The 26,718-nt window shown below is 75.4% G+C and carries 30 protein-coding genes; 15 read left to right on the top strand and 15 right to left on the bottom strand.

Annotation, left to right across the window (positions count from 1 at the left end; all coding sequences use genetic code 11):
* Window positions 1-280, top strand: a 280-nt coding sequence (locus ACFXHB_RS08090) for a tetratricopeptide repeat protein (RefSeq protein ID WP_380572983.1), incomplete at its 5' end; no start/stop codon positions are given.
* Between the two features lie 33 nt (window positions 281-313).
* Here the strand turns inward: ACFXHB_RS08090 and ACFXHB_RS08085 are convergent.
* Together ACFXHB_RS08085 and ACFXHB_RS08080 are read right to left on the bottom strand one after the other, a co-directional pair.
* Complete coding sequence (locus ACFXHB_RS08085) at window positions 314-1,234, bottom strand: cation diffusion facilitator family transporter (protein WP_380572982.1); 921 nt, start codon at window positions 1,232-1,234, stop codon at window positions 314-316.
* 1 nt (window position 1,235) lies between these two features.
* Window positions 1,236-1,517, bottom strand: a complete 282-nt coding sequence (locus ACFXHB_RS08080) for an ArsR/SmtB family transcription factor (protein WP_380573046.1) — start codon at window positions 1,515-1,517, stop codon at window positions 1,236-1,238.
* Window positions 1,518-1,779: 262 nt separating this feature from the next.
* Between ACFXHB_RS08080 and ACFXHB_RS08075 the strand changes: the two genes are divergently transcribed.
* Entirely contained in the window at window positions 1,780-2,199 is a 420-nt protein-coding gene (locus tag ACFXHB_RS08075; RefSeq protein ID WP_380572981.1) for a molybdopterin-binding protein, read from the top strand.
* 91 nt (window positions 2,200-2,290) lie between these two features.
* Here ACFXHB_RS08075 and ACFXHB_RS08070 read toward each other — a convergent pair whose 3' ends face one another.
* Window positions 2,291-2,740, bottom strand: coding sequence for a molybdopterin-dependent oxidoreductase (locus ACFXHB_RS08070; protein ID WP_380572980.1), 450 nt, complete (start codon window positions 2,738-2,740; stop codon window positions 2,291-2,293).
* A gap of 497 nt (window positions 2,741-3,237) precedes the next feature.
* Between ACFXHB_RS08070 and ACFXHB_RS08065 the strand changes: the two genes are divergently transcribed.
* The 3 genes from ACFXHB_RS08065 to ACFXHB_RS08055 all read left to right on the top strand — a co-directional run bounded on the left by ACFXHB_RS08065 (window position 3,238) and on the right by ACFXHB_RS08055 (window position 6,759).
* Window positions 3,238-4,797: a PucR family transcriptional regulator gene (locus ACFXHB_RS08065; RefSeq protein WP_380572979.1), complete on the top strand. Its 1,560-nt coding sequence runs from the start codon at window positions 3,238-3,240 to the stop codon at window positions 4,795-4,797.
* A gap of 186 nt (window positions 4,798-4,983) precedes the next feature.
* On the top strand, window positions 4,984-5,361 hold the full coding sequence (locus ACFXHB_RS08060; RefSeq protein ID WP_380572978.1) for a YciI family protein: 378 nt from the start codon (window positions 4,984-4,986) through the stop codon (window positions 5,359-5,361).
* A 123-nt stretch (window positions 5,362-5,484) separates the two neighbouring features.
* On the top strand, window positions 5,485-6,759 hold the full coding sequence (locus tag ACFXHB_RS08055) for an RNA polymerase sigma factor (protein WP_380572977.1): 1,275 nt from the start codon (window positions 5,485-5,487) through the stop codon (window positions 6,757-6,759).
* On the opposite strand, the gene ACFXHB_RS08050 is transcribed toward ACFXHB_RS08055, so the two are convergent.
* Window positions 6,725-7,192, bottom strand: coding sequence for a MarR family winged helix-turn-helix transcriptional regulator (locus ACFXHB_RS08050; RefSeq protein ID WP_380573045.1), 468 nt, complete (start codon window positions 7,190-7,192; stop codon window positions 6,725-6,727). The two genes, ACFXHB_RS08055 and ACFXHB_RS08050, sit on opposite strands and share 35 nt — an antisense overlap.
* A 153-nt stretch (window positions 7,193-7,345) precedes the next feature.
* Here ACFXHB_RS08050 and ACFXHB_RS08045 point away from each other — a divergent pair, with 153 nt between their 5' ends.
* From ACFXHB_RS08045 to ACFXHB_RS08035, 3 genes are read left to right on the top strand one after another with little or no spacing between them, the layout of a single operon-like run.
* Window positions 7,346-8,128, top strand: coding sequence for a dioxygenase (locus tag ACFXHB_RS08045; RefSeq protein WP_380572976.1), 783 nt, complete (start codon window positions 7,346-7,348; stop codon window positions 8,126-8,128).
* 53 nt (window positions 8,129-8,181) lie between these two features.
* Window positions 8,182-8,358, top strand: coding sequence for a hypothetical protein (locus ACFXHB_RS08040; RefSeq protein ID WP_380572975.1), 177 nt, complete (start codon window positions 8,182-8,184; stop codon window positions 8,356-8,358).
* A 12-nt stretch (window positions 8,359-8,370) separates the two neighbouring features.
* Window positions 8,371-8,949: a maleylpyruvate isomerase N-terminal domain-containing protein gene (locus ACFXHB_RS08035; protein ID WP_380572974.1), complete on the top strand. Its 579-nt coding sequence runs from the start codon at window positions 8,371-8,373 to the stop codon at window positions 8,947-8,949.
* Between the two features lie 23 nt (window positions 8,950-8,972).
* Here ACFXHB_RS08035 and ACFXHB_RS08030 read toward each other — a convergent pair whose 3' ends face one another.
* Genes ACFXHB_RS08030 through ACFXHB_RS08020 form a run of 3 tightly spaced genes read right to left on the bottom strand, consistent with a single transcriptional unit; the run spans window position 8,973 to window position 10,508 of the window.
* Window positions 8,973-9,353 (bottom strand): VOC family protein, encoded by a 381-nt coding sequence (locus tag ACFXHB_RS08030; protein ID WP_380572973.1) that lies wholly within the window; start codon window positions 9,351-9,353, stop codon window positions 8,973-8,975.
* 58 nt (window positions 9,354-9,411) lie between these two features.
* Window positions 9,412-10,053 (bottom strand): GNAT family N-acetyltransferase, encoded by a 642-nt coding sequence (locus ACFXHB_RS08025; protein ID WP_380572972.1) that lies wholly within the window; start codon window positions 10,051-10,053, stop codon window positions 9,412-9,414.
* Window positions 10,050-10,508, bottom strand: a complete 459-nt coding sequence (locus ACFXHB_RS08020) for a group II truncated hemoglobin (RefSeq protein ID WP_380572971.1) — start codon at window positions 10,506-10,508, stop codon at window positions 10,050-10,052. The genes ACFXHB_RS08025 and ACFXHB_RS08020 overlap by 4 nt, the downstream gene beginning before the upstream one ends.
* A gap of 176 nt (window positions 10,509-10,684) precedes the next feature.
* Between ACFXHB_RS08020 and ACFXHB_RS08015 the strand changes: the two genes are divergently transcribed.
* Both ACFXHB_RS08015 and ACFXHB_RS08010 read left to right on the top strand, forming a co-directional pair.
* The gene (locus ACFXHB_RS08015; protein ID WP_380572970.1) at window positions 10,685-11,059 is read left to right on the top strand and encodes a MerR family DNA-binding protein; all 375 of its coding nucleotides are present in this window, start codon (window positions 10,685-10,687) and stop codon (window positions 11,057-11,059) included.
* 73 nt (window positions 11,060-11,132) lie between these two features.
* Entirely contained in the window at window positions 11,133-12,665 is a 1,533-nt protein-coding gene (locus tag ACFXHB_RS08010; protein ID WP_380572969.1) for an AMP-binding protein, read from the top strand.
* Here the strand turns inward: ACFXHB_RS08010 and ACFXHB_RS08005 are convergent.
* On the bottom strand, window positions 12,658-13,428 hold the full coding sequence (locus tag ACFXHB_RS08005; protein WP_380572968.1) for a LuxR C-terminal-related transcriptional regulator: 771 nt from the start codon (window positions 13,426-13,428) through the stop codon (window positions 12,658-12,660). The two genes, ACFXHB_RS08010 and ACFXHB_RS08005, sit on opposite strands and share 8 nt — an antisense overlap.
* Before the next feature lie 145 nt (window positions 13,429-13,573).
* Between ACFXHB_RS08005 and ACFXHB_RS08000 the strand changes: the two genes are divergently transcribed.
* The 3 genes from ACFXHB_RS08000 (at window position 13,574) to ACFXHB_RS07990 (ending at window position 15,705) form a co-directional block, all read left to right on the top strand.
* The gene (locus ACFXHB_RS08000; RefSeq protein ID WP_380572967.1) at window positions 13,574-14,407 is read left to right on the top strand and encodes a TIGR03084 family metal-binding protein; all 834 of its coding nucleotides are present in this window, start codon (window positions 13,574-13,576) and stop codon (window positions 14,405-14,407) included.
* Window positions 14,408-14,496: 89 nt separating this feature from the next.
* Window positions 14,497-14,982 (top strand): hypothetical protein, encoded by a 486-nt coding sequence (locus tag ACFXHB_RS07995; RefSeq protein WP_380572966.1) that lies wholly within the window; start codon window positions 14,497-14,499, stop codon window positions 14,980-14,982.
* A 111-nt stretch (window positions 14,983-15,093) separates the two neighbouring features.
* Complete coding sequence (locus ACFXHB_RS07990; RefSeq protein ID WP_380572965.1) at window positions 15,094-15,705, top strand: hypothetical protein; 612 nt, start codon at window positions 15,094-15,096, stop codon at window positions 15,703-15,705.
* Here the strand turns inward: ACFXHB_RS07990 and ACFXHB_RS07985 are convergent.
* The 4 genes from ACFXHB_RS07985 to ACFXHB_RS07970 all read right to left on the bottom strand — a co-directional run bounded on the left by ACFXHB_RS07985 (window position 15,641) and on the right by ACFXHB_RS07970 (window position 22,647).
* Window positions 15,641-16,378, bottom strand: a complete 738-nt coding sequence (locus ACFXHB_RS07985) for a DUF4232 domain-containing protein (RefSeq protein WP_380572964.1) — start codon at window positions 16,376-16,378, stop codon at window positions 15,641-15,643. The genes ACFXHB_RS07990 and ACFXHB_RS07985 overlap by 65 nt on opposite strands.
* A 48-nt stretch (window positions 16,379-16,426) precedes the next feature.
* Window positions 16,427-19,708: an error-prone DNA polymerase gene (locus ACFXHB_RS07980; RefSeq protein WP_380572963.1), complete on the bottom strand. Its 3,282-nt coding sequence runs from the start codon at window positions 19,706-19,708 to the stop codon at window positions 16,427-16,429.
* Between the two features lie 100 nt (window positions 19,709-19,808).
* The gene (locus ACFXHB_RS07975; protein ID WP_380572962.1) at window positions 19,809-21,872 is read right to left on the bottom strand and encodes a hypothetical protein; all 2,064 of its coding nucleotides are present in this window, start codon (window positions 21,870-21,872) and stop codon (window positions 19,809-19,811) included.
* Between the two features lies 1 nt (window position 21,873).
* Window positions 21,874-22,647, bottom strand: coding sequence for a hypothetical protein (locus ACFXHB_RS07970; RefSeq protein WP_380572961.1), 774 nt, complete (start codon window positions 22,645-22,647; stop codon window positions 21,874-21,876).
* 342 nt (window positions 22,648-22,989) lie between these two features.
* Between ACFXHB_RS07970 and ACFXHB_RS07965 the strand changes: the two genes are divergently transcribed.
* Window positions 22,990-23,577 carry a DinB family protein gene (locus ACFXHB_RS07965; RefSeq protein ID WP_380572960.1) on the top strand — a complete coding sequence of 196 codons (588 nt, stop codon included), beginning with the start codon at window positions 22,990-22,992 and terminating at the stop codon, window positions 23,575-23,577.
* A gap of 13 nt (window positions 23,578-23,590) precedes the next feature.
* On the opposite strand, the gene ACFXHB_RS07960 is transcribed toward ACFXHB_RS07965, so the two are convergent.
* Window positions 23,591-24,355 (bottom strand): formylglycine-generating enzyme family protein, encoded by a 765-nt coding sequence (locus ACFXHB_RS07960; RefSeq protein WP_380572959.1) that lies wholly within the window; start codon window positions 24,353-24,355, stop codon window positions 23,591-23,593.
* 136 nt (window positions 24,356-24,491) lie between these two features.
* Here ACFXHB_RS07960 and ACFXHB_RS07955 point away from each other — a divergent pair, with 136 nt between their 5' ends.
* The gene (locus ACFXHB_RS07955) at window positions 24,492-24,665 is read left to right on the top strand and encodes a hypothetical protein (RefSeq protein WP_380572958.1); all 174 of its coding nucleotides are present in this window, start codon (window positions 24,492-24,494) and stop codon (window positions 24,663-24,665) included.
* 185 nt (window positions 24,666-24,850) lie between these two features.
* Here ACFXHB_RS07955 and ACFXHB_RS07950 read toward each other — a convergent pair whose 3' ends face one another.
* Both ACFXHB_RS07950 and ACFXHB_RS07945 read right to left on the bottom strand, forming a co-directional pair.
* Entirely contained in the window at window positions 24,851-26,104 is a 1,254-nt protein-coding gene (locus ACFXHB_RS07950; protein WP_380572957.1) for an RNA polymerase sigma factor, read from the bottom strand.
* Window positions 26,101-26,502, bottom strand: a complete 402-nt coding sequence (locus ACFXHB_RS07945; RefSeq protein WP_380572956.1) for a YciI family protein — start codon at window positions 26,500-26,502, stop codon at window positions 26,101-26,103. Before ACFXHB_RS07945 ends, ACFXHB_RS07950 begins: the two co-directional genes overlap by 4 nt.
* Window positions 26,503-26,718: the final 216 nt, after the last annotated feature.

Below are 26,718 nucleotides of genomic sequence, written 5' to 3'. Positions count from 1 at the left end.
CCTCAACCTCAACGAGCAGGTCGTCGCCAACAGCGGAGGCGCCCTCGGCCCCGACCACTCCACCACCCTCACGGCCCGCGCCAACCTTGCGGCCTCCTACCGGCAAGCCGGACGCATCGACGAAGCAGAAGAGCTCATCACCAGCGTCGCCAGCGACCTGGATCGCCTCTTCGGCCCCAAACACCCTTCCACCGTTGCCACGCGCAGGGCCGTAAACCTCATGCGGCGTGGCACCTCTGAAGCCGACTCCCCCGACGCGCCGCCGCCCGCCACGGCGTGACCGGCGCCGGGGCGGGCGGCAACTCCCCGCAGGTCAGGCGTGCGCCGCCTCCCCGCACACCCGACGCCCGCCCGGCTCCACCTGGAGCGTCGCGTGGGCGATGCCGAAGTGGTCGGCGACGCAGCGGCGCAGGCGGGTCAGCAGGTCGGCGGCCGGGGTGCCGTCGGCGACCACGTGGGCGCTCAGGACCGGCATGCCGGAGGTGATCGTCCAGGCGTGCAGGTCGTGGACCTCGCGAACACCTTCCTCGGCCAGCAGGTGGGTGCGCAGCTCGGCGAGGTCGAGGTCCTCGGGGGTGGCCTCCAGCAGGACCCGCAGGGCGTCGCGGCCCAGCAGGTAGGCGCGCGGCAGGATCATCACGCCGATGAGGAGCGAGGCGATCGGGTCGGCGTACTGCCAGCCGGTGAGCTGGATGGCGACGGCGGCCGCGATGGCGGCGACCGAGCCGAGGGCGTCGCCGAGCACTTCCAGGTAGGCGCCGCGCAGGTTGAGGCTGTGGTCCTTGCCGCCGCGCAGCAGGACGACGCCGACCAGGTTGGCGGCGAGGCCGATGAGCGCGACGGTCAGCATCAGCCCGCCCTGGACCTCGACGGGCTCGCCGAACCGGCGGACGGCGCCGTAGGCGACCCAGGCGAAGACGCCGATCAGCAGGGCGGCGTTGGCGAGGGCGGCCAGGATCTCCAGCCGGTAGTGGCCGAAGGTGCGGCGCAGGGTGGGCGAGCGCTGGGCGACCTGGACGGCGAGCAGGGCGAGCGTGACGCCGGAGAGGTCGGTGAGCATGTGCCCGGAGTCGGCGAGCAGGGCGAGGCTGCCGGAGAGCAGGCCGCCGATGACCTGGAGGACCAGTACGGCGGCGGTGACGCCGATGGTGAGCAGCATCCGGCGGCGGTAGGCGCCGCTCACGGTGGCCGGGGCGGTGACTGTCGGGGCGGCGGGGCCGTGGTTCGCACCCATGTCAGTGCTCCTCTCGGGCGGGGTCGTGCGGCAGGACGGCGGCGAGCAGGTCCCGCAGGGCGTGGGCGAGGTGGTCGTCGGCCAGGTGGTAGCGGGTGCGGCGGCCCTCAGGGACGGTCCGCACCAGGCCGCAGTCGCGCAGGCAGGCGAGGTGGTTGGAGACGTTGGCCCTGGTCAGGCCCAGCTCCTCGGCGAGGTCGGCCGGATAGTGCGGGGCGTCGAGCAGGGCGAGCAGGATGCGGCGCCGGCTGGTGTCGGCGAGGGCCTTGCCGACCCGTTCCATGGCCGCCTCCCGCGCCTCGGCGGGCAGGTGCGGGTTACGGGGGTTCGCGGCGGTCGGTTCCATGCCTCCATAGTACAGCGATGACTGAATTCAGCGAGAGGTGAACTGTCGTGCACGGCAGCTGCGAGCCCGTCGGGCCACTCGCCCTGGCAGCTGCGACGGGGCGTCAGACCAATCCTGACCTGCGGTTTTCCTGCCGCTAGGGTGGGTGGCGCACGATCGGAAACCCTCATTTCCCTGATCGAAAGACGAGGCACCCCTCATGAGCCTGAGCATCCGCAACCAGCTGTCCGGCACCGTCACCACCGTCACCACCGGCGAGGTCATGGCCACCGTGAAGGTCCGGCTCACCTCGGGGCAGGAGCTCACCGCGGCGGTCACCGTGGACGCCGTCAAGGACCTCGGCCTCGGCACCGGCAGCAACGTCCGGGCCCTGGTGAAGTCGACCGAGGTCTCGCTCGCCACCGGTCCGGTCGCCGGGCTGAGCATCCGCAACCAGATCCCGGGCACGGTGGCCGAGGTGGCCACCGGCGGCGCGATGGCCGGCGTCAAGGTCGAGGTCGCGGACGGCGAGCTGACCGCCGCGATCACCGCCGACGCGGCCGCCGACCTGGGCCTGGCGGCCGGCTCGACGGTGGTCGCGCTGATCAAGTCGACCGAGGTCTCGCTCGCCACCGCCTGAGGCCGCCGACGGGGCCGGCGGCGCCCGCCGGCCACCCGGCCGCCGGCCGAACCCGGACCGACCGGAGCCCGACCCCGCCCGGTCCGGCGGTTCAGCCCGTCGGCTCGTCCAGCGGGCCGAGCCAGACGGCCGTGACGCCACTGACGTAGCGCGCGCCGCAGTGGTCGTCCGGGACGACCAGCTGCGGCCCCGCCTCGTCCAGCGGGGCGCCGTCCATGCTGGTGGCGAGCAGCATCCGCCGGCCGCCGAACTCGGGGTCGATCTCGGCCCAGGAGACCACCGCGCGGTGGCCGTCGGCGCCGCTGACCGAGAGCAGGAAGCGCAGCCGCTGCTTGCGGCCGGTGAAGTCGATCCGGGGGCCGGCGGTCCGCAGGACGTCCCAGAGGGCGGGACCCTCGTAGCCGTGCCGCTGCTCGCCCTCGGAGAGGCAGTCGAAGCTCACCCGGACGCGATGCGCGGGCAGGGCCCGCAGTTCCTCGACGGTCAGCTCGACGGGCCGGTCGAGGTGGCCGTGCAGCCGGACCTTCGCGGACGCTCCCATGGCTCACGCTCCTCCCGGGCCGCGCCGGTGCACTCCGGTGCGCCCCGGGAGGAAACGTACCCGAGCGGACATCAGCGCACTCGCAGATGCGGCCGTGAAAGGAAGAATTCAGTCGCACCTGCGAGGGAAGCGCGCACTTTCAGGCGGCAGCCGCCACTTCCGTGACGACGCCGGAGGCGGTCCGAGCGCCAGCCCGGGGGGCGATGACGGGAGCCGGGGGCCGGGCCCCGCCACCGAACACGGCAGGGACTTCGCACTGAGTGGGGCGCGCCGGAGGAGACACTGCGGCGCGCCCCGCACCGATTGAAGCAGCGCGGCAATGGGGCGGACGACTGGATCCGAACACCATCCGCGGGGGTCTGCGCTGGAGGATCCACCAAGAGGGATTACCGGCCTTCAAGCTTGCATTTACGATGCCCATGCGCGGTCCAACCTTGCAGGTGCGAGCCACCTTCCGGGTGCGAGCTGCCGACCGCGCACTGCACGAGGAGCGAGAGATGATCGTCGGAGACCTGCTGGACCTGGACGACCTGGCCATCCGGTTGGCCTGGGGCACACCCGAGCTGCTCGCCCGCCAGGTCGCCGGGATCAGCTCCACCGACCTTCAGGACCCGGCCCGCTACCTCCAGCCCGGCGAACTGGTCCTGACCGGCCTGGTCTGGTGGCAGCCCGCCGACGGGTCGGGCGCGCTGCGCTTCGCCACCGCGCTGCGCAGCGCGGGCGTCGCCGCGCTGCTGGCCGGCGAGGGCACCCACGGCAGCGTCCCGGACAGCCTGGTGGACGCCTGCCGCACGCACGGGATCCCGCTGCTGGCCGTCCCCGCCGGGGTCAGCTTCCGCGCCGTCACCGACCGCGTCTACCTGCGGCTCTGGGGGGACCTCCGGGCCGGCGCCCAGGACGCGGCCGCGATACCGGACGCCGTCCGCCGCGAACTCACCGAGCTGATGCACGCGGGCAGCGCGCCCGGGGAGGTGCTGGCGCACGCGGTGGGCCGGCTCGGCGTACCGGACTGCTCCCTCGTCACGGCGGGCGGGCGACACGTCGCCACCACCGCCCTGCCGGTACCGCCCGCCGCCGGCCGCGGCGACGGCGGACTGCCGGTCGGCCCGCAGGACGGTTCACCGTTCGACGGGTGGCGGCTGCGCCCGCACCTGCGCGAGGCCTCGGCCGAACCGCTGCTCCAGGGGCTGGCCGAGCTGCTCGCCCCGCTGGCGGCCCGGGCCCACGCCGAGGCGGCCACCCGGCGGCGGGCGGGCGGGCAGCTGCTCGCCGCCCTGGCCGGGGACGGGCCCGCCGACCTCGCGGAACCGCTCGCCGCCTGCGGGCTGACGCCGGGCTGCCCTCCGGCGGTCCCCGCTCCGCGGACCGGAGCCGGGGCGGGCACCCAGGGCCTGGTCGCGGTGGCCGCGCGGATCGACCACGGACCCGCCGGCGGCGTACGGGACGACGACACCCCGCCCGGGTGGGCGGCGCACGCCCTCGCCGAGGCGCTGGACCAACTGGCCGCCCCGTACACCGCCGGGACGGACCCGGCCGGGCGGGCGGCCGCGCTGGTCGCGGCGCCCGCCGAGGCGGTCGCCGAACGGCTGCGCAAGGCCCGGCCCGCGCTCCAGGCCCGCCTCACCGGGCGGCGCACGCTGCGGATCGGGGTCGGACCGGCCGCGCCGCCCGTCGCCGAACCGCTGCGGGCGGCGCTGGTCCAGGCCCGCTACCTGCTGGACGGCTCGGCCGGTCCGGTCGCCAGCGCCGCGGAGCTGGACTCGCTGGCCGGCCTGCTGCGCGGCATCCCGCCGGAGGTCACCGCCGCGTTCCACACCCGGCTGCTGGCGCCGCTCGCCGCCCACGACCGGGAGAACGGCGTCTCGCTGCTGGGCACCCTCGCGGTCTTCCTGGACCACGACGGGTCCTGGGCCCGCACCGCCGAGTCGCTGCACATCCACGTCAACACCGTGCACTACCGGATCCGCCGCATCGAGGAGCTGACCGGCCGCAACCTCGCCCGCCTCCAGGACCGCCTCGACCTGCGGACCGCCCTGCTCTGCACCCCGGCCCGCTGAACCGCGCGGCACACCCCGCCGGGGCCGGGCCGGCGGCCCCTGCGGGGACCGGGCCGGGGGCCCTGCGGTGGCCGCCCCCGGAATCTCCCGAAAGAATTCCGGGGCGGCTGTCGAAACGGCCGCTCCCCGTTCGACGCAGGGGTGAGAGGCGGGGAACGGCCCCGCTCTCCCGACCGAGGAGTCACCATGCCGCGCTTTATGTCGCTGATCCGTATCAACGAGCAGGACGCCCCGGACATGAAGTCGGCGGGCCCGGAGTTCGAGCAGCGGATGGGAGCCCTGTTCGAGGAGATCACCAAGGCCGGGGTGATGCTGGACACCGCCGGGCTGCTGCCGACTGCCGAGGGCACCCGGATCACCTGGGAGGGCGGGCAGCTGAGCCTGACCGACGGGCCGTTCACCGAGACCAAGGAGGTCGTCGGCGGCTACGCCATCATGCAGTGCAAGGACCGGGCCGAGGCCGTGGAGTGGACCAAGCGGTTCCTGGAGATCCACCCGGTGAGCTGGACGGTCGGCGCCGAGCTGCGCCAGATCGACGGGAACGCCACCCCGCCGGAGGCCTGATCCCGGCGGCCCGACCCCGGAGTCCGACCCCGGCGGAGGTCCGACCCCGGGCGCTCCGGGCCCTGGCACCCGCCCGGCCGCCGCGGCCGCGTTTGCCCCGATCCCGTCCGGCTGCTCTGATGGGTGGCCGTGACGGAGAGCAGCGCGACCGCGGCGGTCGAGGCCGTGTTCAGGATCGAGTCGGCACGGATCATCGCCGGCGTCACCCGCATCGTGCGGGACGTCGGCATCGCCGAGGAGCTCGCCCAGGACGCGCTGGTCGCGGCGCTGGAACAGTGGCCTGAGCAGGGCGTTCCGGACCGGCCGGGCGCCTGGCTGATGACCACCGCCAAACACCGCGCGATCGACCTGGTCCGCCGCAAGAAGACCTACGCGCGCAAGCTCGCGGAGGTCGGCCGGACCCTGGAGGACGTGCCGCCGCCGGAGCCGGCCGAACCGGACGACATCGACGACGACCTGCTGCGGCTGATCTTCACCGCCTGTCACCCCGTGCTGTCGGCGCAGGCGCGGATCGCGCTCACCCTGCGGCTGCTGGGCGGGCTCAGCACCCAGGAGATCGCCCGGGCGTTCCTCACCACCGAGCCGGTCGTCGCCCAGCGGATCGTCCGGGCCAAACGGACGCTCGCCACGGCGCGGGTGCCCTTCGAGGTGCCCTACGGCGAGGACCGGTCGGCCCGGCTCTCCTCCGTCCTGGAGGTCGTCTACCTGATCTTCAACGAGGGGTACGCGGCCACGGCCGGCGACGACCTGCTCCGGCCGGCGCTCTGCGAGGACGCGCTGCGGCTGGCCCGGGTGCTCGCCGGGCTGGCCCCGCGGGAGCCCGAGGTCCACGGTCTGGCCGCCCTGCTGGAGTTCCAGGCCTCCCGGACGGCCGCCCGCACCGGGCCCGACGGGCAGCCGGTGCTGCTGGCCGACCAGAACCGGGCCCGCTGGGACCGGCTGCTGATCCGGCGCGGCTTCGCGGCGCTGCGGCTGGCCGGCACCGGGCCGTACTCGCTGCAGGCCGCGATCGCCGCCTGCCACGCCCAGGCGGTGCGCTACCAGGACACCGACTGGGCGATGATCGCCACGCTGTACGGGCGGCTGGCGGCGCTGACGCCGTCCCCGGTGGTGGAGCTGAACCGGGCGGTGGCCGTCTCGATGGCCGAGGGACCGGCGGCCGCGCTGGAGCTGGTGGACACGCTGGCGGCGGAGCCGGCCCTGCGGACGTACCACCTGCTGCCGAGCGTGCGCGGCGACCTGCTGGCACGGCTCGGGCGGACGGCGGAGGCCCGGACGGAGTTCGAACGCGCGGCGGCGCTGGCCCGGAACGCGCGGGAGCGCGAGCTGCTGCTGGAGCGGGCCGCGGCCGCCGGTGCCCCCGCTACGCCCGGTCGTCGAGGCGCAGCCGGGCACTGACCTCGCCGAGGCCCTCGGCCAGGACGGCGAGCTGCTCGCGGGAGAGCACGTCGATCAGCAGCTCGCGGACCAGCGCGACGTGGCCGGGGGCGGCCAGGCGCAGCATGTCGCGGCCCTGTTCGGTGAGTTCGGCGAAGACCCCGCGCACGTCGCTCGGGCAGGAGCGGCGGCCGACCAGGCCCATCCGCTCCAGCTGGGTGACCTGGTAGGTCAGTCCGCTCTTGGAGGTGACCAGCTTGTCCGCCAGTTCGGTCATCCGCAGCGAGCCGGCCGGGGCGGCGGAGAGGTGGACCAGGATCTCGTACTGGGTGTGCGAGAGACCCGAGTCCTCCTTGAGCTGGCGTTCCAGCCGGCGGTTCAGGAGGTTGCTCGCGGTGACGAAACCCCGCCAGGCGGCCATCTCGTCGTGATCCAGCCAGCGCGGGTCGTTCATGGAGGCCATGGGAGGAAGCGTACTCCTGTTGTTCAAATTCGAACCAAGGTGTACGGTCGACGTGTCGAGGTTCAAAATTGAACTACTTTGCGAACGCGTGGGCCACCCGGCCGCACCGGACGCGCCGATCGAACGGAAGCGGGAGAAGCCGTCATGAGCACCGCCACCCCCGGGCGCATGCCCGCCCTCTACCTCTCGCACGGCGCGCCGCCCCTGGCCGACGACGCCCTCTGGCCCGGCCAGCTGGCCGCCTGGTCCGCCGACCTGCCCCGCCCCACGGCGATCCTGATGGTCTCCGCCCACTGGGAGGAGGCACCGCTGGCCCTCGGCGCCGTCACCACCGTGCCGCTGGTCTACGACTTCTGGGGCTTCCCCGAGCACTACTACCGGGTCCAGTACGCCGCCCCCGGCGCCCCCGCGCTCGCCGAGCGCGTCCGCAAACTGCTGCGCGCCCCCGGCACGCCCGTCCAGGACATCCCGGACCGCGGCCTGGACCACGGCGCCTACGTCCCCCTCGTGGAGATGTTCCCCGAGGCGGACATCCCCGTCCTCCAGGTCTCCATGCCCACCCTGGACCCGCAGCGGCTGCTGGAGATCGGCCGCCGGCTCGCCCCGCTGCGCGACGAGGGCGTCCTGATCGTCGGCAGCGGCTTCTTCACCCACAACCTGCGGGCGCTCAGCTCCGACGGCCGGATCAGCTCGGTGATGGCCGAGTTCGACGACTGGGGCCGCCGCGCCCTGGACACCGAGGATCTGGACGCGCTGCTCGACTTCGAGCGGAAGGCCCCCGCCGGGCGGCTCGCCCACCCGCGCACCGAGCACTTCGCCCCGCTGTTCGTCACCCTCGGCGCCGGCGAGGCCGACCTGGGCAACCAGCGCAGTGTGATCGACGGCTTCTGGATGGGCCTGGCGAAGCGCTCGATCCAGCTCGGGTAACGGGCGCCCCCGGCCTCCGGGACCTCGGCACGCCGACGGCGCGCGTGCGGGAGGTGCCGACGCCCATCGGCCGGGGCCCCTCCACCGCCGAACCGGCCGGGGGGTTGACGCTCGGCGAGGCGGCGGTGAGGGCCCGGGTGGCCCGGATCCTCGCCGGACCGACCGTGCGGGACCGGTCCCGGGCCGTCGTCCGCGCCCACGGGACCGGACTCGTCGCGCCCGGCGGATGAGAGGCTGCCGCCATGAACGGTGACGACGTCCGGGCCGCGCTCGACGAACTGCTGCGCACACTGGGCCCGTCCAGCGGTGACGGCCCGGCCTGGGCGGCCCCGGCCGGGCCGCTGGAGTGGAGCTGCCGGGAGACGGCCGTCCACATCGCGCACGACCTGCTCGCCTACGGCGGCCAGCTCGCCGCCCGACCCGCCGACGGCTACCTGCCGCTCGACCTCACCGTGCCGGCCGAGGCCGGGCCCCGCGAGGTCCTGGCGGTGGTGACGGCCTGCGGGCACCTGCTGGCCACCGCGCTGGACGCCGCGCCGCCCGACCTGCGGGCCTGGCACTACGGGCCCTGCGACCCGGCCGGCTTCGCCGCGATGGGGGTGGCCGAGATCCTGCTGCACACCCACGACATCTCGCTCGGGCTCGGCCTGCCCTGGCGGCCGCCGGCCGGGCTCTGCGCGGCGGCGCTGGAACGGCTCTTCCCCGACGCGCCGGCCGGTGAGCCCGCCGCCGTCCTGCTCTGGTGCACCGGGCGCGGCGAGCTGGACGGCCGCCCGCGCAGGACCTCGTGGACCTGGCGGGCGGCCGTGCCCGAGGGGTGACCGACGGGTGGGGGTCGCCCCGTTCAGGCGGTGGCGATCCGCTCGGCGGCGCTGCGCTCGACGCAGAACTCGTTGCCCTCGATGTCCGCCATGGTCACCCAGCCCTTGCCGTCCGAGGTCCGGTGGTCGCCCAGGACGGTGGCGCCCAGCGCCAGCAGGCGCTCCACCTCCTCGTCCCGGGTGCGGTCCTGCGGTTGGAGGTCCAGGTGGACGCGGTTCTTCGCCGCCTTGCCCTCGGGCACCCGGATGAACAGCAGCGCGGCACCCGGCGACTCCACCAGGGCCTCCTCGTCCCCGGGCTTGTCGTCCTCGCCCACCGCGCTGTCCAGCGCCTTCGCCCAGAACCCGGCGAGTGCGAAGGGGTCGGCGCAGTCGATCGTCACATGTCGTACCAGAGAAGCCATGTGATCCACTCTGACCTGCGGCTCCGCCCCGCGTCCAGTCCTTCGGGCCGGACCGGGCCTACACCCCGCCCCGGTCGGCCGCCGGCGCCGAGCGGCTGTGCAGGTGGCCGTCCAGCGGGTACTCCGGCGGCACGGCCCGCAGCACGCTCCGGAAGCGGTAGCCGGCCTTCTCGGCCACCCGGCAGGAGGCCGCGTTGTCCACCTGGTGGAGCAGGTCGAGCCGGACCAGCCCGTCCGCCGCGAAGGCCGCGAACGCCCAGCGGGTGAGCGCCTCCAGCGCACGCGGCGCCACGCCCCGGCCGCGGGCGGCGGCCGCCGTCCAGTAGCCCACCTCGGCCGCCGGCGCGCCGGGCTCGCCCCGTTTGAGCACCACGTTGGCGACCAGGGTGGCGGGGCCGTCGCGGGTGGGGTCGGCCCCGGTGGTCCCGACCTGGGGCTCCAGGACGGCGAAGCCGTACCGCACGCCCTCCGCCCGGCCGCGGCGCTGCACGTCCAGCCAGCGGGCGGCCTCGGCCAGATCGGTCACCGGGGTCCGGGTGAAGTGACGCAGCGTCTCGTCCCGGTAGATCTCGACCAGGGCGGCCGCGTCCTCGTCCCGGAACGGGCGCAGCAGCAGGCCCGCGGCGACCGGGAGTTCGGAGGCGGGCGAGGAGGCGGGCGAGGAGGCGGGCTCGGAGGCGAGGTCGGGGGCGACCGTCATCGCAGTCCCTCCCAGCCCCAGCGCGGGGTCGGGCCCGGGTCGCCGAGGTCCTCGCCGACGGGGGCCGCCGACACGTCCTTGGCGATCTTCGTGCCCCAGTCGAAGTACTCCAGCACCCGGCGGCGCAGCAGCTCGTCGTCGGGCAGCTCCTGCCGCACGGCGGCGCCCATCAGCTCCATCCAACGCCCGCGCTGCTCCTCGGTGATGGCGAGGCCGAGGTGCGAGCGGAGCAGCGCCTGGTGCCCGCCGAGCTCGGCGGTGAACCGGGCCGGGCCGCCGAAGATCTCGGCCAGCCAGACGGCGACGTGGTCGATGTGGGTGGTGGTGAAGTCGGCGAAGACGGGCTTCAGGACCGGATCGGCCAGGACGCCCTCGTAGAAGGTGTTGCTGAGGCGGCGGAGCGCCTCGATGCCTCCCAGGGCGTCGTACAGGCTCTCGGGCCGTTCGTCGCTCATGTCCCTCTGCTCCCCGTTCGGTTGCGGTGACACCTTCCTAGCAGCCTCCCCGCCGGTGGCCGCCCGCGGCCCGCGCCTGTTCGCGCCCGGCACAGCAAGCGGAGCCGGACGTTCCCGCCCGGGTCCGGAAGGCGACTTGACCCTGACACTGGCGGCAGGGTCGGAGGCTGGGGCCCATGAACGAGGACACACAGCAGCGGACGGCCCCCCGGGTCGTCCTGGTGACCGGCGCCGGGACGGGGATCGGTCAGGCCACCGCGCGAGCCTTCGCGGCGGGCTCCTCCCGCGCGGCCAACGGCTACCGGGTGTACGACGGATCGACGGCCGTCCGGGTCCGCAACATCCGTGCCCTGCCGGCCGCCGGGTTCACCCTGGAGGACGTCCGGCCCTTCCTGGCCTGCCTGGACGGCGACGTGCTGGCCGTACCGCCGTCGGCGCGGGCCCTGCGGATCGCCCGGGAGCGGCTGGCCGTCCTGGAGCACCGGATCGCCATCCAGACCGAGGCCCGGGACCGGCTGGCCGCCGCGCTGGCAGCGGCCGGCGGGAGCTGACACCGACGGACCGTCCGGGCGACACCCCCGTTCGGGGGTGTGCAGGGAGGGACGGGCGGAGGACAGTGGGCGCATGCAGATTCCACTCTCCGTGATGGACTTCCTCGACCGGGCCGAGCTGGTCTACGGCGACCGGGTCGGCATCGTCGACGAGCCGGCGCAACCCGCCGAATCCTGGGGCGAGCTGAGCTACCGTCGGGTCGCCGAGCTGGCCCGGGCGCAGGCCGCCGGGCTGGACCGGCTGGGCGTCGGGCCGGGCGAACGGGTCGCGATCGTCTCGCACAACTCGGCCCGGCTGATGACCTCGCTCTACGGCGTGAGCGGCCACGGCCGGGTCCTGGTGCCGGTGAACTTCCGGCTGCGGGCGGAGGAGGTCTCGTACATCGTCGAGCAGAGCGGCGCCTCCGTGCTGCTGGTCGACCCCGAACTCGCCGAGCCGCTGGCCGGCGTCCACGCCCGGCACACCTTCGTGCTCGGCGCGGACAGCGACGCCCTGCTGTACGACTTCGACCGGGCGCCGCGGCGCTACGAGGTCGGCGAGAACGACACCGCGACGATCAACTACACCAGTGGAACCACCGCCCGCCCCAAGGGCGTTCGGCTGACCCACCGCAACATCTGGCTGAACTCCGTCCTGATGGGGCTGCACTTCGGCGCCAACGACCGGGACGTCTACCTGCACACCCTGCCGATGTTCCACGCCAACGGCTGGGGCCTGCCGTTCGCCCTCACCGGGCTGGGCGCACGGCACATCGTGCTGCGCAAGGTGGACGGCGCCGAGATCCTGCGCCGGGTCGAGCGGCACGGGGTGACCTTCCTGAGCGGCGCGCCCGCGGTGATCCAGATGGTGCTGGACGCGGCGGCCGACCGGGACGGGCCGGTCCCCGGCCGGGACAAGGTGCGGATCATCGTGGCCGGCGCCCCGCCGCCGACCTCGGTGGTGCAGCGGATCGAGTCCGAACTCGGCTGGGAGTTCATGCAGATCTACGGCCTGACCGAGACCTCGCCGGTGGTGACGGTCAACCGCACCCGCGCCGAGTGGGACGAACTGCCCGCCGGGGAACGGGCGGAGAAGCTGGTGCAGGCGGGCGCGCCGGCACTCGGCAACCAGGTGCGGGTGGACGAGGAGGGCGAGGTGCTCGTCCGCGCCAACGTCGTCATGGACGGCTACTGGGAGCAGCCGAAGGAGACGGCGGAGGCGCTCCGGGACGACTGGTTCCACACCGGGGACGGCGGCACCCTCACCGACGGCTACCTGACCATCTCGGACCGCAAGAAGGACGTCATCATCAGCGGCGGGGAGAACGTCTCCTCGATCGAGGTGGAGGACTGCCTCTACGACCACCCCTCGGTGGGCGAGGTCGCGGTGATCGGCGTGCCGGACGAGAAGTGGGGCGAGACGGTCAAGGCGCTGGTCGTGCTCAAGCCCGGGTTCGACGTCCTGGAGGCCGACCTCATCGCGCACTGCAAGCAGCGGCTGGCCGGCTACAAGTCGCCCACCTCCGTGGAGTTCCGGGACACCCTGCCGCGGACCACCACCGGGAAGCTGCAGAAGTTCCGGCTCCGCGAGCCCTATTGGGCCGACCGGGACCGGCAGGTCAACTGACCAGCCCGGACTCCCGTGCCGCCAGGGCGAGTTCGGTCCGATTGCGGACCCCGAGCTTGTGCATGGCGCTCTTCAGGTAGCCGGTCACGGTGTTACGGGTGAGGCCCAGCTGGGCGGCGATCTCCGGGTTGGTCCGGCCGGTCGCCGCCCAGCGCAGCACCTCGTGCTCGCGCCGGGTGAGCGGGGCCGGCGGCACGGGGTCCGCCCTCCGGGCCGGCGGACCGCTCCAGGCGGCGGCGCCGGCCAGCGCCCGGGTCGCGGCCGCGGCGAGCCCGGTGACGGCCCCGATCCGGACGTCCCCGAACGGGACGACCGCACGCAGCGACGCGTACAGCACCCCGTGCACCGCGCCGCCGTGCAGCAGCGGGACGGTGAGCATCGCGTAGAGGTCCTCGGCGGTGACGGCGGCGTCGTAGTGGTGCGAGATGGTGGTGGCGGCCCGGTAATCGGGGACCCAGCTGGGGGTGCGCTCGGCCAGCGCCCGGCCGCCGAGGCCGGTCCCGGCGGGCACGACGAGATCGTGCAGCAACGCGGCCCGGGTGCCGGCCCAGTGGCGCAGCACCATGCCCTCGGGCCCCCCGCGCGGCCGGGCCGGACCGGGAACGCCGACCAGTCCGACATCGGCCCCGCACTCGGCGACCACCCGGCGGGCGAGGTCACCGAGCACGGCGTCCCGGACCAGCTCGGCGGCGCGCGCGGCGAGGGCATCGGCCCCGCCGGGGAGGCCGGCCGGCCGGGCGGGGGTGTCCGCTGCCCTTGTCACCGCGCGATTCTCACACGCCGCGCGGCCGGTGGCGAGAGTCCTGACGTGCGTGTTCCGTGGAGTCCCGGGTAGCGGTGGCGGGCTCGGCGTAGGGTGCGGAACGCGGGTTACCGGCGAGTCACTAGCGAGGGGAACGAGGACACCCATGACGAAGGACGGTAGGGCGCCGGAGGCCTCGGCCGTGCTGACCGGCCTGCTCGACGACCTGCGGGCCGAGAGCGAGGGCCTGGACGACCTGGTGGCCGGGCTGGCCCCCGGGGAGTGGGCGGCGGACACCCCCGCGGCGGGGTGGACGATCGCGCACCAGATCGCCCACCTCGCCTGGACGGACGACTGGACCGCGCTCTCCGCCCGCGACCCGGAGGCCTTCGTCACCGAGTCCGGCCGGGTCTTCGGGGAGCTGCTGGCCGCCGGCGCGGACCCGGTCGACGAGGGCGCGGCACGCGGCGCGGCCGAGGAGCCCCCGGTACTGCTGGCACGCTGGCGGGCCGGCCGGGAACGGCTGTGGGCGGCCCTGGCCGCGACCCCGGCCGATCTGCGGCTGCCCTGGTTCGGCCCGCCGATGAAGGCCCCGTCGATGGCGACCGCCCGGCTGATGGAGACCTGGGCGCACGGACAGGACGTCGCGGACACCCTGGGCGCGGTGCGCGAACCGACCGCCCGACTGCGGCACATCGCCCACCTGGGGGTGCGGACCATGGGGTTCGCCTTCACGCTGCACGGGCGGCCCACGCCGCTGCCCCCGGTCCGGGTCGAACTGACCGCACCGGACGGCGGGTCGTGGACCTGGGGACCGGCGGACGCGACGGACCGGGTGAGCGGACCGGCCCTGGACTTCTGCCTGCTGGTGACCCAGCGTCGCCACCGGGACGACCTGGCCCTGACCGCCACCGGCCCGACGGCGACGGCCTGGCTGCCGATCGCCCAGGCCTTCGCGGGCGCGCCGGGCAAGGGACGCCCGGCGGGGTCCGACCTCTAGGTGATCAATCGTCAAATAACAGCGCCGATAGGCTAAACCACTCCTTTCGGCGATATACGGAGTTCGTCGACGAATGATGGAATTCCCCCATGATTCGTCCTGACGCCCTGCGCACCGTTCTGGCCGGCGCCGCCTTCGCCGCCCTCCTGGCGATCGGCGGCCCGGCCGCTCCCGCCCAGGCGGCCCCGGCCCTGCCCACCGATACCCCCGGCTCGTCCCGGGAGGTCCGGGCCGGGACGCCCGCCGCCCATCAGGTGGTCACCTTCTTCGAGGAGTACCGGCGGGCGGTGCTCCACGAGAGCGGCGAGACCCCGCGCGCCGTCCGCGACCGCTACCTCGCCCCGCACCTGAACTTCCGCCTCGACGCCTGGGCCGCCGAGCACGACGCCGACCCGGTGTTCCGGGCCCAGAACGTCCCGGCCCGGTGGTCCGGCCAGCAGGTCGAGGAGGAGTACGGCTTCGCCTCGGTGCGGCTGACGGAGTACTGGGGCAGCGGCGGCAGCCAGGAGGTCTGGTACACCGTGCGCCTGGGCGATCTGCGGATCGTCGAGCTGAACGACACCCCGGCCTTCTGAACCCGCACGCCCCCTCCCCTCCAGCCCCGGCGTGGCGCAGGCGCCCCCACGACTGCGCCGCGCCGGTATCCCGACACTCGCACTGTCAGCGGTGTCGGATTGAATCGCGGGATGAACGCACTGCTCAGCCGCCTGCCCGCGATCACCGACCTCCGCGACCGCTGCCGGGCGTTCGCCGTACTCGACGCCGCCCTCAGCCCGGACGACCGGGACGGCCGGTACTACTCCTTCGACGCGCACTGGGCGCCCGGCGAGCAGCTGGCCTCGATGCGGGACGGCTGCGGCAACGACTGGTTCCTGGTCTTCTCCCCCGCCGGCGCCTACGGCCGGGGCTTCGACCACGAGGCGCCGAACGCCCCGGAACTGCTGGCGACCGTCCCCGAGGTGTTCCGCCCGTACGCCGAGGAGCCGGCCTTCGCGGATACCGACGGCCCGATCGTCACCGTCTGCTTCTGGCGGCGGCCGGACGACGCGGCCTGGACGGTCGCGGCGGCGGAGAAGGGCGGCGAGGGCCTGTTCGAGCTGCTGGTCGACGGTTCGGCGGAGGCCTACCGGGAGTGGGCCGAGGAGTACTACGAGCCCGAGAGCCCGCTCGACCCGGCGGCCGTCGCCGAGGTGCTGGCGCTGCGGCCGCTCACCCCGGCGGTGCTCGCGGGGCTCAACCCGGACGTCGAACTCGCCGGGCTGGCCGAGGACATCGCCGGGATCGGCTACCCGGCCTGAGGGGCCCCGGCCGGGCTTCCCCCGGGCCGGCCTCGGCGGGCTCGGACCAGGCGGAGACGCCGAGTCGGCCGGTGGTGCCGAGATCGAGGTCGGCGGGGACGACCACCCGGGGGCGGCCCGGCAGCGGCGCGATCTCCAGGAAGCGCCCGTTGTCGGCCGAGCTCGTCCCCGCGGTGACGGTGTTGCGCCAGACCAGTTGGAAGGCCGCGTACTCGCCGGGGTCGAGCGTCACCGCCTTCGGCGCCGCGTCGAAGCCCTCCAGGGTCGCGATGCCCGCCGAGCCGTTGCGGACGGTGATGCCCAGGGGTGCGCGCTCGGCATCGAGGACACGGATCCCGGGGCGACCGTTCAAGGTGTAGGGGCGGGAGCCGCAGTTGGTGAGGCGGATGCCCATCACCCGCAGGCCCATCGCGGCGTTCACCTCCTCGGCGGCCAGCGAGACCCCCTCCGGTGTGCAGGCCGCCGGGGGCGGGGCGCTCGGAGTGGGGAGGGTGACGGAGGCGTCCGGAGTGAAGGCGCCGAGCGTCGGTCCGGGGTGCACCGGCCCTCCCCCGCCCGCCGCCGTGACGTGCGTGCTCCCGCACCCCGCCACCAGGGCGGCGGCCGCACCGAGCAGGGCCACCCGTCCGAGGAGCGGTACCGGGCGGATCCCGGTCCGCGGCATCGCGTTCATGGGGGCGATCATCGCACGACCGGCCCGGCCGGCCGGGCCGGTCCCGGATCAGACCCCCAGCCGCAGCGGGGTGAGTCGGGTGGCGATCAGATTGGTGGCGCCGCGGTCCCGCTCGATGTGGCCGTGCACCAGCAGCCCGGCCCGGTCGAGGGCGGTGCGGCGCTGGGACTCCCAGACCGGGCGGCCGCAGATCACATTGATCAGACCGGTCTCGTCCTCCAGGCTGAGGAACAGGACGCCGCCCGCCGTCGGCGGGCGCTGGCGGTGCGTCACCAGGCCGCCGACCACCACCGCCGCGCCCGGTTCCACGTCCGGCAGTTGGGCGGCGGTCAACGCGCCGCCCTGCTCCAGACGGGCGCGCAGATGCTGGACGGGGTGGCTGGTGGGGGAGGCCCCGGTGGCCCAGAGGTCGGCGATGGTCTCCTCCACCGGGGTCATCCCGGGCAGTGGCGGGGCCTCGGTGCCGGGCGTGGTGCCGGGGATCAGCGCCGCCGACACCCCGGCGAACGCCCCGGCCGCCCAGAGCGCCTGGCGCCTGCCCAGCCCGAAGCAGCCGAACGCGCCCGCCGCGGCGAGGGCCTCCAGGACCGGCGCGGGCAGCCCCGTCCGACGCGCGAAGTCCTCCAGGTCCGCGTACGGCTGCCCGGCCGCGATCGCCTCGGCCTGCGGGGTGCCGACCCCGCGGACGGTGTCCAGGCCGAGCCGGATGGCCGGCTGCGGTTTGCCGGCGGTGAGCGGCGGCGCCGGGGTCGGCCCCCGGTACGGCTCCAGGGTCGGCCGGGGACCGCTGGCGTTGACGTCCACCCCGCGCACCCGCACCCCGTGCCGCCGGGCGTCCGAGATCAGGCTGAGCGGCGCGTAGAAGCCCATCGGCTGGTTGGCCAGCAGCGCGCAGGTGAAGGCGGCCGGGTAGTGGTACTTGAGCCAGGCGCTCGCGTACACCAGGTAGGCGAAGCTGATCGCGTGGCTCTCCGGGAAGCCGTAGTTGGAGAAGGCCTCGATCTTGGTGTAGACGTCCTCGGCGGTCTCCGGCGGGATGCCGCGCTCGGCCATCCCGCTCAACAGCCGCTCGCGCAGCCGGGCGACCCGCTCGTGCGAGCGCTTGGAGCCCATCGCCTGGCGCAGCAGGTCCGCCTCGGCGGGGGTGAACCCGGCGCAGTCGATGGCCAGTTGCATCATCTGCTCCTGGAACAACGGGACCCCGAGGGTCTTGCCGAGCGCGTTCTCCATCAACGGGTGCGGACAGCCGGCCGGTTCGGCCCCGGCCCGGCGCCGCAGGTACGGGTGGACCGAACCGCCCTGGATCGGCCCCGGCCGGATCAGCGCCACCTCGACCACCAGGTCGTAGAAGTGGTCCGGCTTGAGTCGGGGCAGGGTCGCCATCTGGGCACGCGACTCGACCTGGAAGACCCCGACCGTGTCGGCCCGGCGCAGCATCGCGTACACGCCCGGGTCGTCGTCCGGGACGGTCGCCAGGTCGTAGCGCGCACCGTGGTGTTCGGCGATCAGGTCGCAGGTGTCGTGCAGGGCGGAGAGCATGCCGAGCCCGAGCAGGTCGATCTTGACCAACCCGGCCCCGGCCGTGGAGTCCTTGTCCCACTGCAGCACCGACCGCCCCGGCATCCGGGCCCACTCGGTCGGGCAGATCTCGGCGATCGGCTCCCTGGTGAGCACCATGCCGCCCGAGTGGATGCCCAGGTGGCGGGGCAGGCCGTGCAGTTGCCCGGCCAGCGCGAGCACGTCGGCGGGGATGACGGCGTCCGCGCCGGGCGCGGAGCGGAAGTCGCTCTGCCGGCTGAACGCGTCCACCTGGCCCTGCGGGTAGCCGAGCACCCGGGCGGCGTCGCGCAGCGCCAGCCGGGGCCGGTAGGTGATCACATTGGCGACCTGGGCGGCGTGCTCGCGCCCGTAACGGCGGTAGACGTACTGGATGACCTCCTCGCGACGGCGGTGCTCGATGTCCAGGTCGATGTCGGGCGGCCCGTCCCGGGCGGTGGAGAGAAAGCGTTCGAACAGCAGCCGGTAGTGGATCGGGTCGACGGCGGTGATGTCGAGCGCGTAGCAGACCGCCGAGTTGGCCGCCGAACCCCGGCCCTGGCACCAGATGGACTCGCGACGGCAGAAGTCGACGATGTCGTGGACGATCAGGAAGTACCCGGCCAGGTCCAGGTCCTCGATGACGTCCAACTCCTTGGCGAGCTGCCGGCGGGCGGCCGCGTTCCCGGGCCCGAACCGGGCCGGGCCGCCGGCGGCGACGAGCGCGCGCAGATGGCTGATCTCGGTGTGGCCGGGCGGGACGGGGAAGCCGGGCAGTTCCGGGTCGAGCCGGGTGAAGTCGAACGCGCAGGACCGGGCCAGCTCGACGGTGGCCTGCCGCACGCCCGGGAAGCGGGCCAGCCGGGCCGCCATCTCGCGGCCCGAACGCAGGTGCGCGGTGCCGGCCGCCCGCGTCCAGCCCGCCGCGTCCTGGAGCGTGCGGCGCTCGTGCAGGGCGGCCAGGCTCTGCGCCAGCCGGCCCTGGGCCGGACCCGCGTGATGGGCGTTGGTGGAGGCGACGACGGGGAGGCCGAGCCGGGCCGCCAGCGCGGCGAGGGCGTCGTTGCGCAGGTCGTCGCCCGGCTGCCACTGGTCGATCAGCTCGACGTGGACGTTCTCGCGGCCGAACGCCTCCGTGAGGGTGCGCAGCCGGCGCTCGGCCTCCCGGGCGCCGTCGGCGGAGCCCGCGGCGGCACCCGCGGGACCGGCGCCGCCGGCCAGGGCGGCCGGTACCCGGCCGAGGCGGCAGCCGGTGAGCACCGCCCAGTGGCCGTCGTGCGCGTCGGCGAGCGCCGCGAAGTCGTACGCCGGACGGCCCTTGGCCCCGCCCGCCAGCTGGGCGGCCCCGATCGCCGCGGAGAGACGGCGGTAGCCGGCCGGATCCCGGGCCAGCACGAGCAGGTGCTCCACCCCCTGGTCACGGCCCGGATCGGGGCGCAGCGTCAGCTCCGCGCCGAACACCGTGCCGACACCCGCCTCGCGGGCCGCCTCGGCGAAGCGGACCGCGCCGTAGAGGCCGTCGTGATCGGTGAGCGCGAGCGCCTCGACACCCAGCCGGGCGGCCTCCGCGACCAGGTCCTCCGGGTCGCTGGCGCCGTCGAGGAAGCTGAAGGCCGAGTGGACGTGCAGCTCCGCCCAGGCCGGGTCACCGCTCGGCCCGGACGGCCCGGGGGCCCGCTCCTCGGCGTGCCGGCGGATCGGCACCACCTCGCCGACGGCCGGGCCCGGCCGGCCGCCGGTCAGACGCCGGTGCAGCTCGCTCCAGGGGAGCGTGGGGTGGCTGGTGAATCCCATCGGGGGTGGTCGCCTTCGGTCTCTCGCTCGTGTGCCGCCTCCCCCCTGTTCCTGTCGTGCTCCCCGCCCCGGGCGCCCGTCCCCGGCGCCCGTGCCGGTGTCAGTCGTAACCGGCCTCCACGAACCACGCGCCGTTCTCCACCGTGAGCAGCAGCGCGCGACCGTCCGCCACCGTGACCTGGAAGCGTGCCCGGCGACGGGCCCGCGACTGGTCCCACCAGTACTCGACCGCCGGCCACGGTCCGGTCCAGCCCTCCACCACCAGGTCCCGCCCGCGCACCGCGATCCGGGCCGGCCGGGCCGACACCCCCGCCCGGCCGTCCACCACCACCGGCCGCCCGGCCGTGTCCAGCACCGCGACCGGCACCGGAGCGCGGTGCACCACGGCCGGCCAGACGTCCCGCAGCCGCCCCGGCCAGGGCGCGTCGGCCGGCGCCGCCGGGTCGTACGGCTCTCCCCACGGCACCCGGACCGCCTGGTCGCCCGGCCCCCGCCCGCCGGCGGGCTCGATCCGGCGCAGCCCGGCGTGCCCGAGCACCGCCTGGACCCGGGCCACCGCACGCTCCACCCGGTCGTCCGCGACCGCCTGCCCCCAGAGCGCCAACTGCCGCCCCTGATCGGGCGAGAGGTCGTCGGGGACGAGCCGCAGGGCGGTGAAGCCCGCGTCGTGCGCGGACCCGCCGGCCGGCCCGGCGAACGTCCCCGCGCCCTGCCAGGCCTGGAGCTGCCAGCGGACGCGTTCGGCGAGTGCCGTCGCGGACAGCCGGCCCTCGTGCCGCCAGAGCCGCGAGACGGTCCGCCCGTCCGCACAGGCCACCTCGACGGCGACCCGCTGGCAGGTCAGGCCCGCACCGGCGAGCTGCCGGTGCAACTGCTCGGCCAGGGTGCGGGCGACGAACACCAGCGGTTCGGCGAGCGGCTCCGGCGGGTCGAAGCACTGCTCGACGGAGAGGTCCGGGCCCTCCGTACGCGGCACCAGCGGGCGCGGCTGCAACCCCCGGGCCAGCCGGTGGGCGGCCGTGCCCGGCGGGCCGAAGCGGTCCGCGACCGCCTCGGCGGGCAGCGCGGCGAACGCCCCGACGGTGGGCAGGCCGAGCCGGTCCAGCAGCTCCGCCAGCCCCTCGTCACCGAGCGCGGCCACCGGGTAGGGCGCGAGGAACTCCGCCGTCCGGCCGGCCGGGACCAGGACCCCCGCCCGGGCCGCCAGCACGGCGGCGAACAGGCCGTCGGCGACTCCGACCAGGGCGTGGGGAGCCGACCGCGCCCCCTCGGGGTGCCCCGGCCCGGCCGGTGCCGCAGCGGTGTGCGGCGCGGCGGTGTGCGGCGCGGCGGTGTGCGGCGCGGCGTGCTCCGCGGGCGGGCGGGCGAAGCCACCGGGCGCGCCGTCCCGGGCGGCGGGCGCGGCGGCGAACAGGCCGTCCGCCGCACCGGCCCGCCGCCGCGCCGCCGCGCGGTCGGCCTCCGCCGGGTGCCTCCAGGCGGCACCGGTGTCGGTGCGGGCCGGGTCGGCGCGGGCCGGGTCCGCGTCGGCGTGAGCCGTATCGACGTCGGCGTGAGCCGTATCGACGTCGGCGTGAGCCGTATCGGCGCCGACGGGGGCGTGGGGCCCCGGCGGGTGCGGGAGCCCGACGGGCTCGGCGTCGGCGGGGTGGACCTGCCGCTCCGGTCCGACCGCCCCGGGACCCGGCCGGCCCTCCTCCCCGCCCCGGTCCGTCGCACCGGCCAGGGCCGCCGCCACCGCCCGCTGCACCTTCGCCGTCAGCGCCTCCTCACCGCCGAAGTACCGGCTCGGCCCCTTCGTCGGAATCGCGCACAGACCCGGGCGCAGCACCTCCACCCGGGGCGTGAACGCCTCGACGGCCGCGACCACCGGTTCGAACCTCCGGGTCTCCGCCTCCGGGTCGCGCTCCCGCAGCTCCAGCGCGGGGCAGAGCCGCTGGGCCAGCTTGAGCCGCTGCCCCTGCCGCACCCCGGCCGCCCGGGCCGGCTCCGAACAGGCCAGGATCCGCCCGCCGGCGACCACCGCCACCGGGGTGTCGCTCCCGCCGTCGGCCCGCCCTTCGACGGCCACGACCGGCCAGTCCGGGCACCAGACCACCAGCACCCGCGGCGTTCCGGGCGCGCCGGTCTCCACGGCTGCCCCGGGCCCCGCATCGCCGGTCATCTCACACCACCGCCATACGGTCGAGGCCCGTCCCGGCCCCCGACGTCACGTCCTCCCCCACCCCGGCCGGCTCGACCACCGACCGCACCTCGCCGCACTCGTCCGGCAGCCAGAGCCGGGCGGTGCGCCCGCGCACCGCCGAACCGCGCCCCTCCGCGACGACCTCCACCTGCCGCCCGGTGAGCTGTCCGTGCCCGTCCCCCAGCCCGAACCACCGGCCCGAGCGCACCTCCAGCCGCAGCCCGGCCCCCGGCCAGGGGCCGGCCACCAGCAGCACGCACCCGCTGCGCCGCAGCACGGCCGCCAGCCGGGCGGCCGGCTTCGGCGCCACCGGCCCGTCCGGGCGCAGCATGATCAGCTCGACCGCCCCGGCCAGCACCGACACCACCTCGGCCCAGTGCGGCCCGGGGTCGTCCGCCACCAGCAGCCGCCGCAGGTCCAGCCCGTACCCGGCGGCGGCGGCCAGCCCGAGATCCGGCAACCCGACCGCCGCCGCCCAGCCACCGTCCGAGTCCCGTGCCCCGGCCGCCAGCGCGAGCAGCAACCCGGTGTCCCCGGCACCGACCGAGACCGTCGTCCCCCGCCGCAGCCCGCCCTCCGGCAGCACCGCCCCCAACGCGGGCAGCACCGGCAGCAGCCCACGCCGGCCGCCGACCGCACCGGCACCGGCACCGGCACCGGCACCGGCACCGGCACCGAGCGCAGCCGCCGACACCACCGGTCGGAGCGGCTGCCGCTCGGCGGTGGATTCGAAAACAGATTCGAAAACGGGCACACCCCAAGGATCGAACATTCGTTCGCAAAGATTCAAGTCTGCTTAACCCACCCCCACGGTCACTCTCCGTGTCAGCCCCGCCGTACCAAGGGCTTCCGCCGACATCCGCCGACGCGGCGGACGCGACCGACGCGACCGACGCGACCGACGCGACCGACGCGACCGACGCGACCGGGGGACGTGCCGAGGTGAGCGTCCCGCTGCTCGGCGGCCCGCTCACCCGTCTGTTCGCCCGGCCGGTCATCACCCGTACGTTCCGGAACATCCTCGACGCCGCCGCCGTCGCGCCGGCCGCCCCCAAAAGCACTGGACAGGGATCACCGGGGCGACAGACTGGTCCCCATGGCCGAACCGGATGACAAGAGAGATCTTCAGATCTACCTACAGGACGCCCGTGACGCCCTGCTCTGGAAGCTCGACGGGCTGTCGGAGTACGACCTGCGCCGCCCGATGACCCCGACCGGCACCAACCTGCTGGGACTGGTCAAGCACGCGACCGGCGCCGAGGCGCTCTACTTCGGCGCCACCTTCGGGCGGCCGTTCGCCGGAACGGCGCTCTGGATCACGGGTGACGCCGAGCCGAACGCGGACCTGTGGGCGACCCCCGACGAGACGCGGGAGCAGATCGTCGGGCGGTACCGCGAGGCGTGGGCCCACGCCGACACGACGATCGAGTCGCTGCCGCTCGACGCGGTCGGCCGGATCCCGTGGGGAAGCAGGATCGAAACGACGCTCCACCGCAGCCTCGTCCACATGGTCGCGGAGACCCAGCGGCACGCCGGGCACGCGGACGTCGTCCGGGAACTCCTCGACGGGGCGACGGGGTTGCGGCCCGAGAACGACAACATGGCCCCCGGCGACCGCACTTGGTGGGCGGAGCACCGGAGCCGGGTGGAGCGGGCCGCCCGGGAGGCCGGGCGGCCCGCCTGACGCCCGCGCGCCGTCAGGCGCGGTCCGGAGCGCCCGGCGGCGCACCGCCGGGTGCGGCGCGGCCGGGCGCGAGGGAGCGGGCCACCCGGAAGCCCACGTCGTCGACGCGGAAGCTCGGGTGGCTGCGGCGCCGCGCGGAGGCCCGGCAGCTCCAGTGCTCGTCGAACCAGCCGCCCCCGCGCAGCACCCGGTAGGCGCCGTAGACCTCGGCGTCGTAGACGTCCCAGCACCAGTCCCAGACGTTACCCAGCATGTCGTGGAAGCCCCACGGGTTGGGCTGTCGGCCACCCACCTCGTGGATCCGCTCCCGCGAGTTGCCCCGGTACCAGGCGATGTCGTCGAGCGGCCCGTAGTGCGGCCCGCTCGTGCCGGCCCGGCAGGCGTGCTCCCATTCGGCCTCGGTCGGCAACCGGTAACCGTCGGCCGCCGCGTCCCAGCTGACGACCGCGCCGCCGCCCGCGCCGCCCGTGTCCGTGTCCGCGTCCGCGTCCGCGTCCGCGTCCAGACGGTAGGCCGGCGCGTACCCGTCGCGCCGGGAAAGGGCGTTGCAGAACCGGACGGCGTCCCACCAGGAGACGCTCTCCACGGGCAGCCGGTCCCCGCGCGCCGTGCCCGGTCGCCCGCCGGTGACCCGCGCGTACAGCGCCCTGGTGACCGGGAACGCCCCGAGCAGGTAGGGCGCCAGCTCGACCGCCCAGCTGCGCTCCGTGCGCCGGTCCGACAGCGTCACCCGCCCCGGTGGGACGGCGATCATCGTGTGCTGCGCGTTCGGGTCCATGATCGGGCGATCCTACTGGGAGGCCCGGGGCAGGGGCGCGATGAGCGTCCGTCAGCCGCGACCCCACGCGCGGAGCGGGACGCGGGGAGGCCGAGAACGGCTCGCTCCGCGGCCGTCCCGGACGGGAGGATCGCGGATGGCCAGCCGGGAGGGAACGGTGACGGTCGGGCAGACGGTACGGATGGCGGGGCGCTGCGACACCTGTGGGGGTCCGAGCGTGCGACAGGTGAGCCGGTTCGTCCTGGAACGGCGGCTCTGGTGGGACGCGGAGACCGCCGTCCCCGTGGCCGTGCGGGACGGCCACGGGTGACGCCCGGCCGGGCCGGGGCACCGGTCCCGGGCGCCGGCGCCGTGGCGGCACTCCTTTCGGCACCTCCACCTGCGACGGCCCTCTCCGTACGCGGCACTCAAGGTGCCGCTGGATCAGGGCGAGCCCGGCGGGACGCCCGGTCGGGTCACTGCCGCCGGGCTGCCCGGCACGTGGCCCGCCGCCCGTCAGAGGCACTCCGGGTTCGCCAGTCGGGCGGCGCGCAGGCTGAGGTGGTGGCGCTCCGACAGACTCGCGGTGCGGCGGGCGGCGGCCCGGTAGTCGGCGACGGCGGCCCCGCGCTCCCCCGCCAGCTCGTGCAGATGGGCGCGGACCGCGTACAGCCGGTGGTGGTCCGCGAGGGCGGCCGGAGCACCGTCGAGGAGGGCGAGGCCGGCGGCCGGACCGTCGACCATGGCGAGGGCGACCGCCCGGTTGAGGGTGATCAGCGGATTGTCGGAGATCCGCTCCAGCACCCCGTACAGGGCGAGGATCTGCGGCCAGTCCGTCTCGGCGGCGGTCGGGGCCTCGTCGTGGACGGCCGCGACCGCCGCCTGCACCTGGTAGGGCCCGACCGGTCCGCGCGGCAGGGCGGCGGTGATCAGCGCGACGCCCTCGGCGATCGCGGCGGCGTCCCACCGGGTGCGGTCCTGCTCGGCGAGCGGGACGAGGTCGCCGTCCGGGCCGGTGCGGGCCGGGCCGCGGGCGTCGTTGAGCAGCATCAGCGCGAGCAGACCGGCCACCTCCGCGTCGTCCGGGAGCAGCGCGTGGACGGCCCGGGTGAGCCGGATCGCCTCCCGGGACAGCTCGACCCGCCGCAGATCGGGCCCGGCACTGCTGGTGTGGCCCTCGTTGAAGATCAGGTAGAGCACGTGCAGCACCGCGTCGAGGCGGGCCGGCCACTCGGCCGCGTCCGGCATCCGGAACGGCACGCCGGAGGCCTTGATCCGCTGCTTGGCTCGGCTGATCCGCTGGCCCATGGTGGCCTCCGGGACCAGGAACGCGCGGGCGATCTCCCCGGTGCCCAGACCGCCCACCGAGCGGAGGGTGAGCGCGATCGCCGAGGCCGGGGTGAGGGCCGGGTGGCAGCAGAGGAAGAGCAGCGTGAGGGTGTCGTCGTGGGCGGCCCGGTCCTCCTGGTCGGCGGCCGCCGCGACGGAGCGGTCCGCCGGCACCCGCGCGGCCACCAGGCCCTCGCGCCGGCGGCGGGCCCGCTCGTTGCGGACCAGCTCCGTCATCCGGCGCGCCGCGACCTGGACCAGCCACCCGCGCGGGTTGCGCGGCAGCCCCTCCTCGGGCCACTGGGTGGCGGCGTCCAACAGGGCCTCCTGAACGGCGTCCTCCGCGGTGGCGAAGTCTCCGTAGCGGCGGGTGAGCACGCCGACGACCTGCGGCGCGAGTGCGCGCAGCAGGTCGTCGACGGGCCCGGTCGGTGGTGTCACAGCTCGGTCGGCGGCGCGGACATCACCTGGCGCACCTCGATCGGCATGTTCAGCGGCTCTCCGCCGGGGCCGGGCGCGGCGGAGACGCCGGCGGCGATCTCGACCGCCCGCTCGACGCCGTCGCAGTCCACGATCCACCAGCCGGCCACCCATTCCTTGGTCTCCGGGAACGGGCCCTCGGTGACGACCGGCGCGCCGCCGCTGTGCGAGCGTACGATCCGGGCGGTCTCCGGCATGGCCAGGCCCTGGGCGTCGACCAGTTCCCCGGCCTCGGCGAGCCTGCCGTTGGTCTCCTTCATGAACCGGATGTGCGCCGTGATCTCCTCGGGCTTCCACTCCTCGATCCTGGGGAAGTCGGCCGTCTTCTCACTGAACTGCATCAGCAGCATGTACTTCATGGCCCTGCGCCTCTTCTCGGCTCGTTGTCCCTCGTCGGGGCGCCCACTGGGTGCCTCTCACGGGGAGGTAGAAGCACGCCGCGCGATTTCGACATCCCCGGCGGAGAATCTGCGAAGAAGGTAGCGCCGCGCCGGGCGGGGGGGGGGGGCCCCACCCCCCGCCCCCCGGGCCCCCCCCCCGCTTTAACGCCCCCCCCCCCCGGCCGAACAAAGGCC

It is taken from the genome of Kitasatospora sp. NPDC059327 (assembly GCF_042752535.1).
GTDB lineage: Bacteria > Actinomycetota > Actinomycetes > Streptomycetales > Streptomycetaceae > Kitasatospora.
This window is presented reverse-complemented; position numbering and strand designations above follow the sequence as displayed.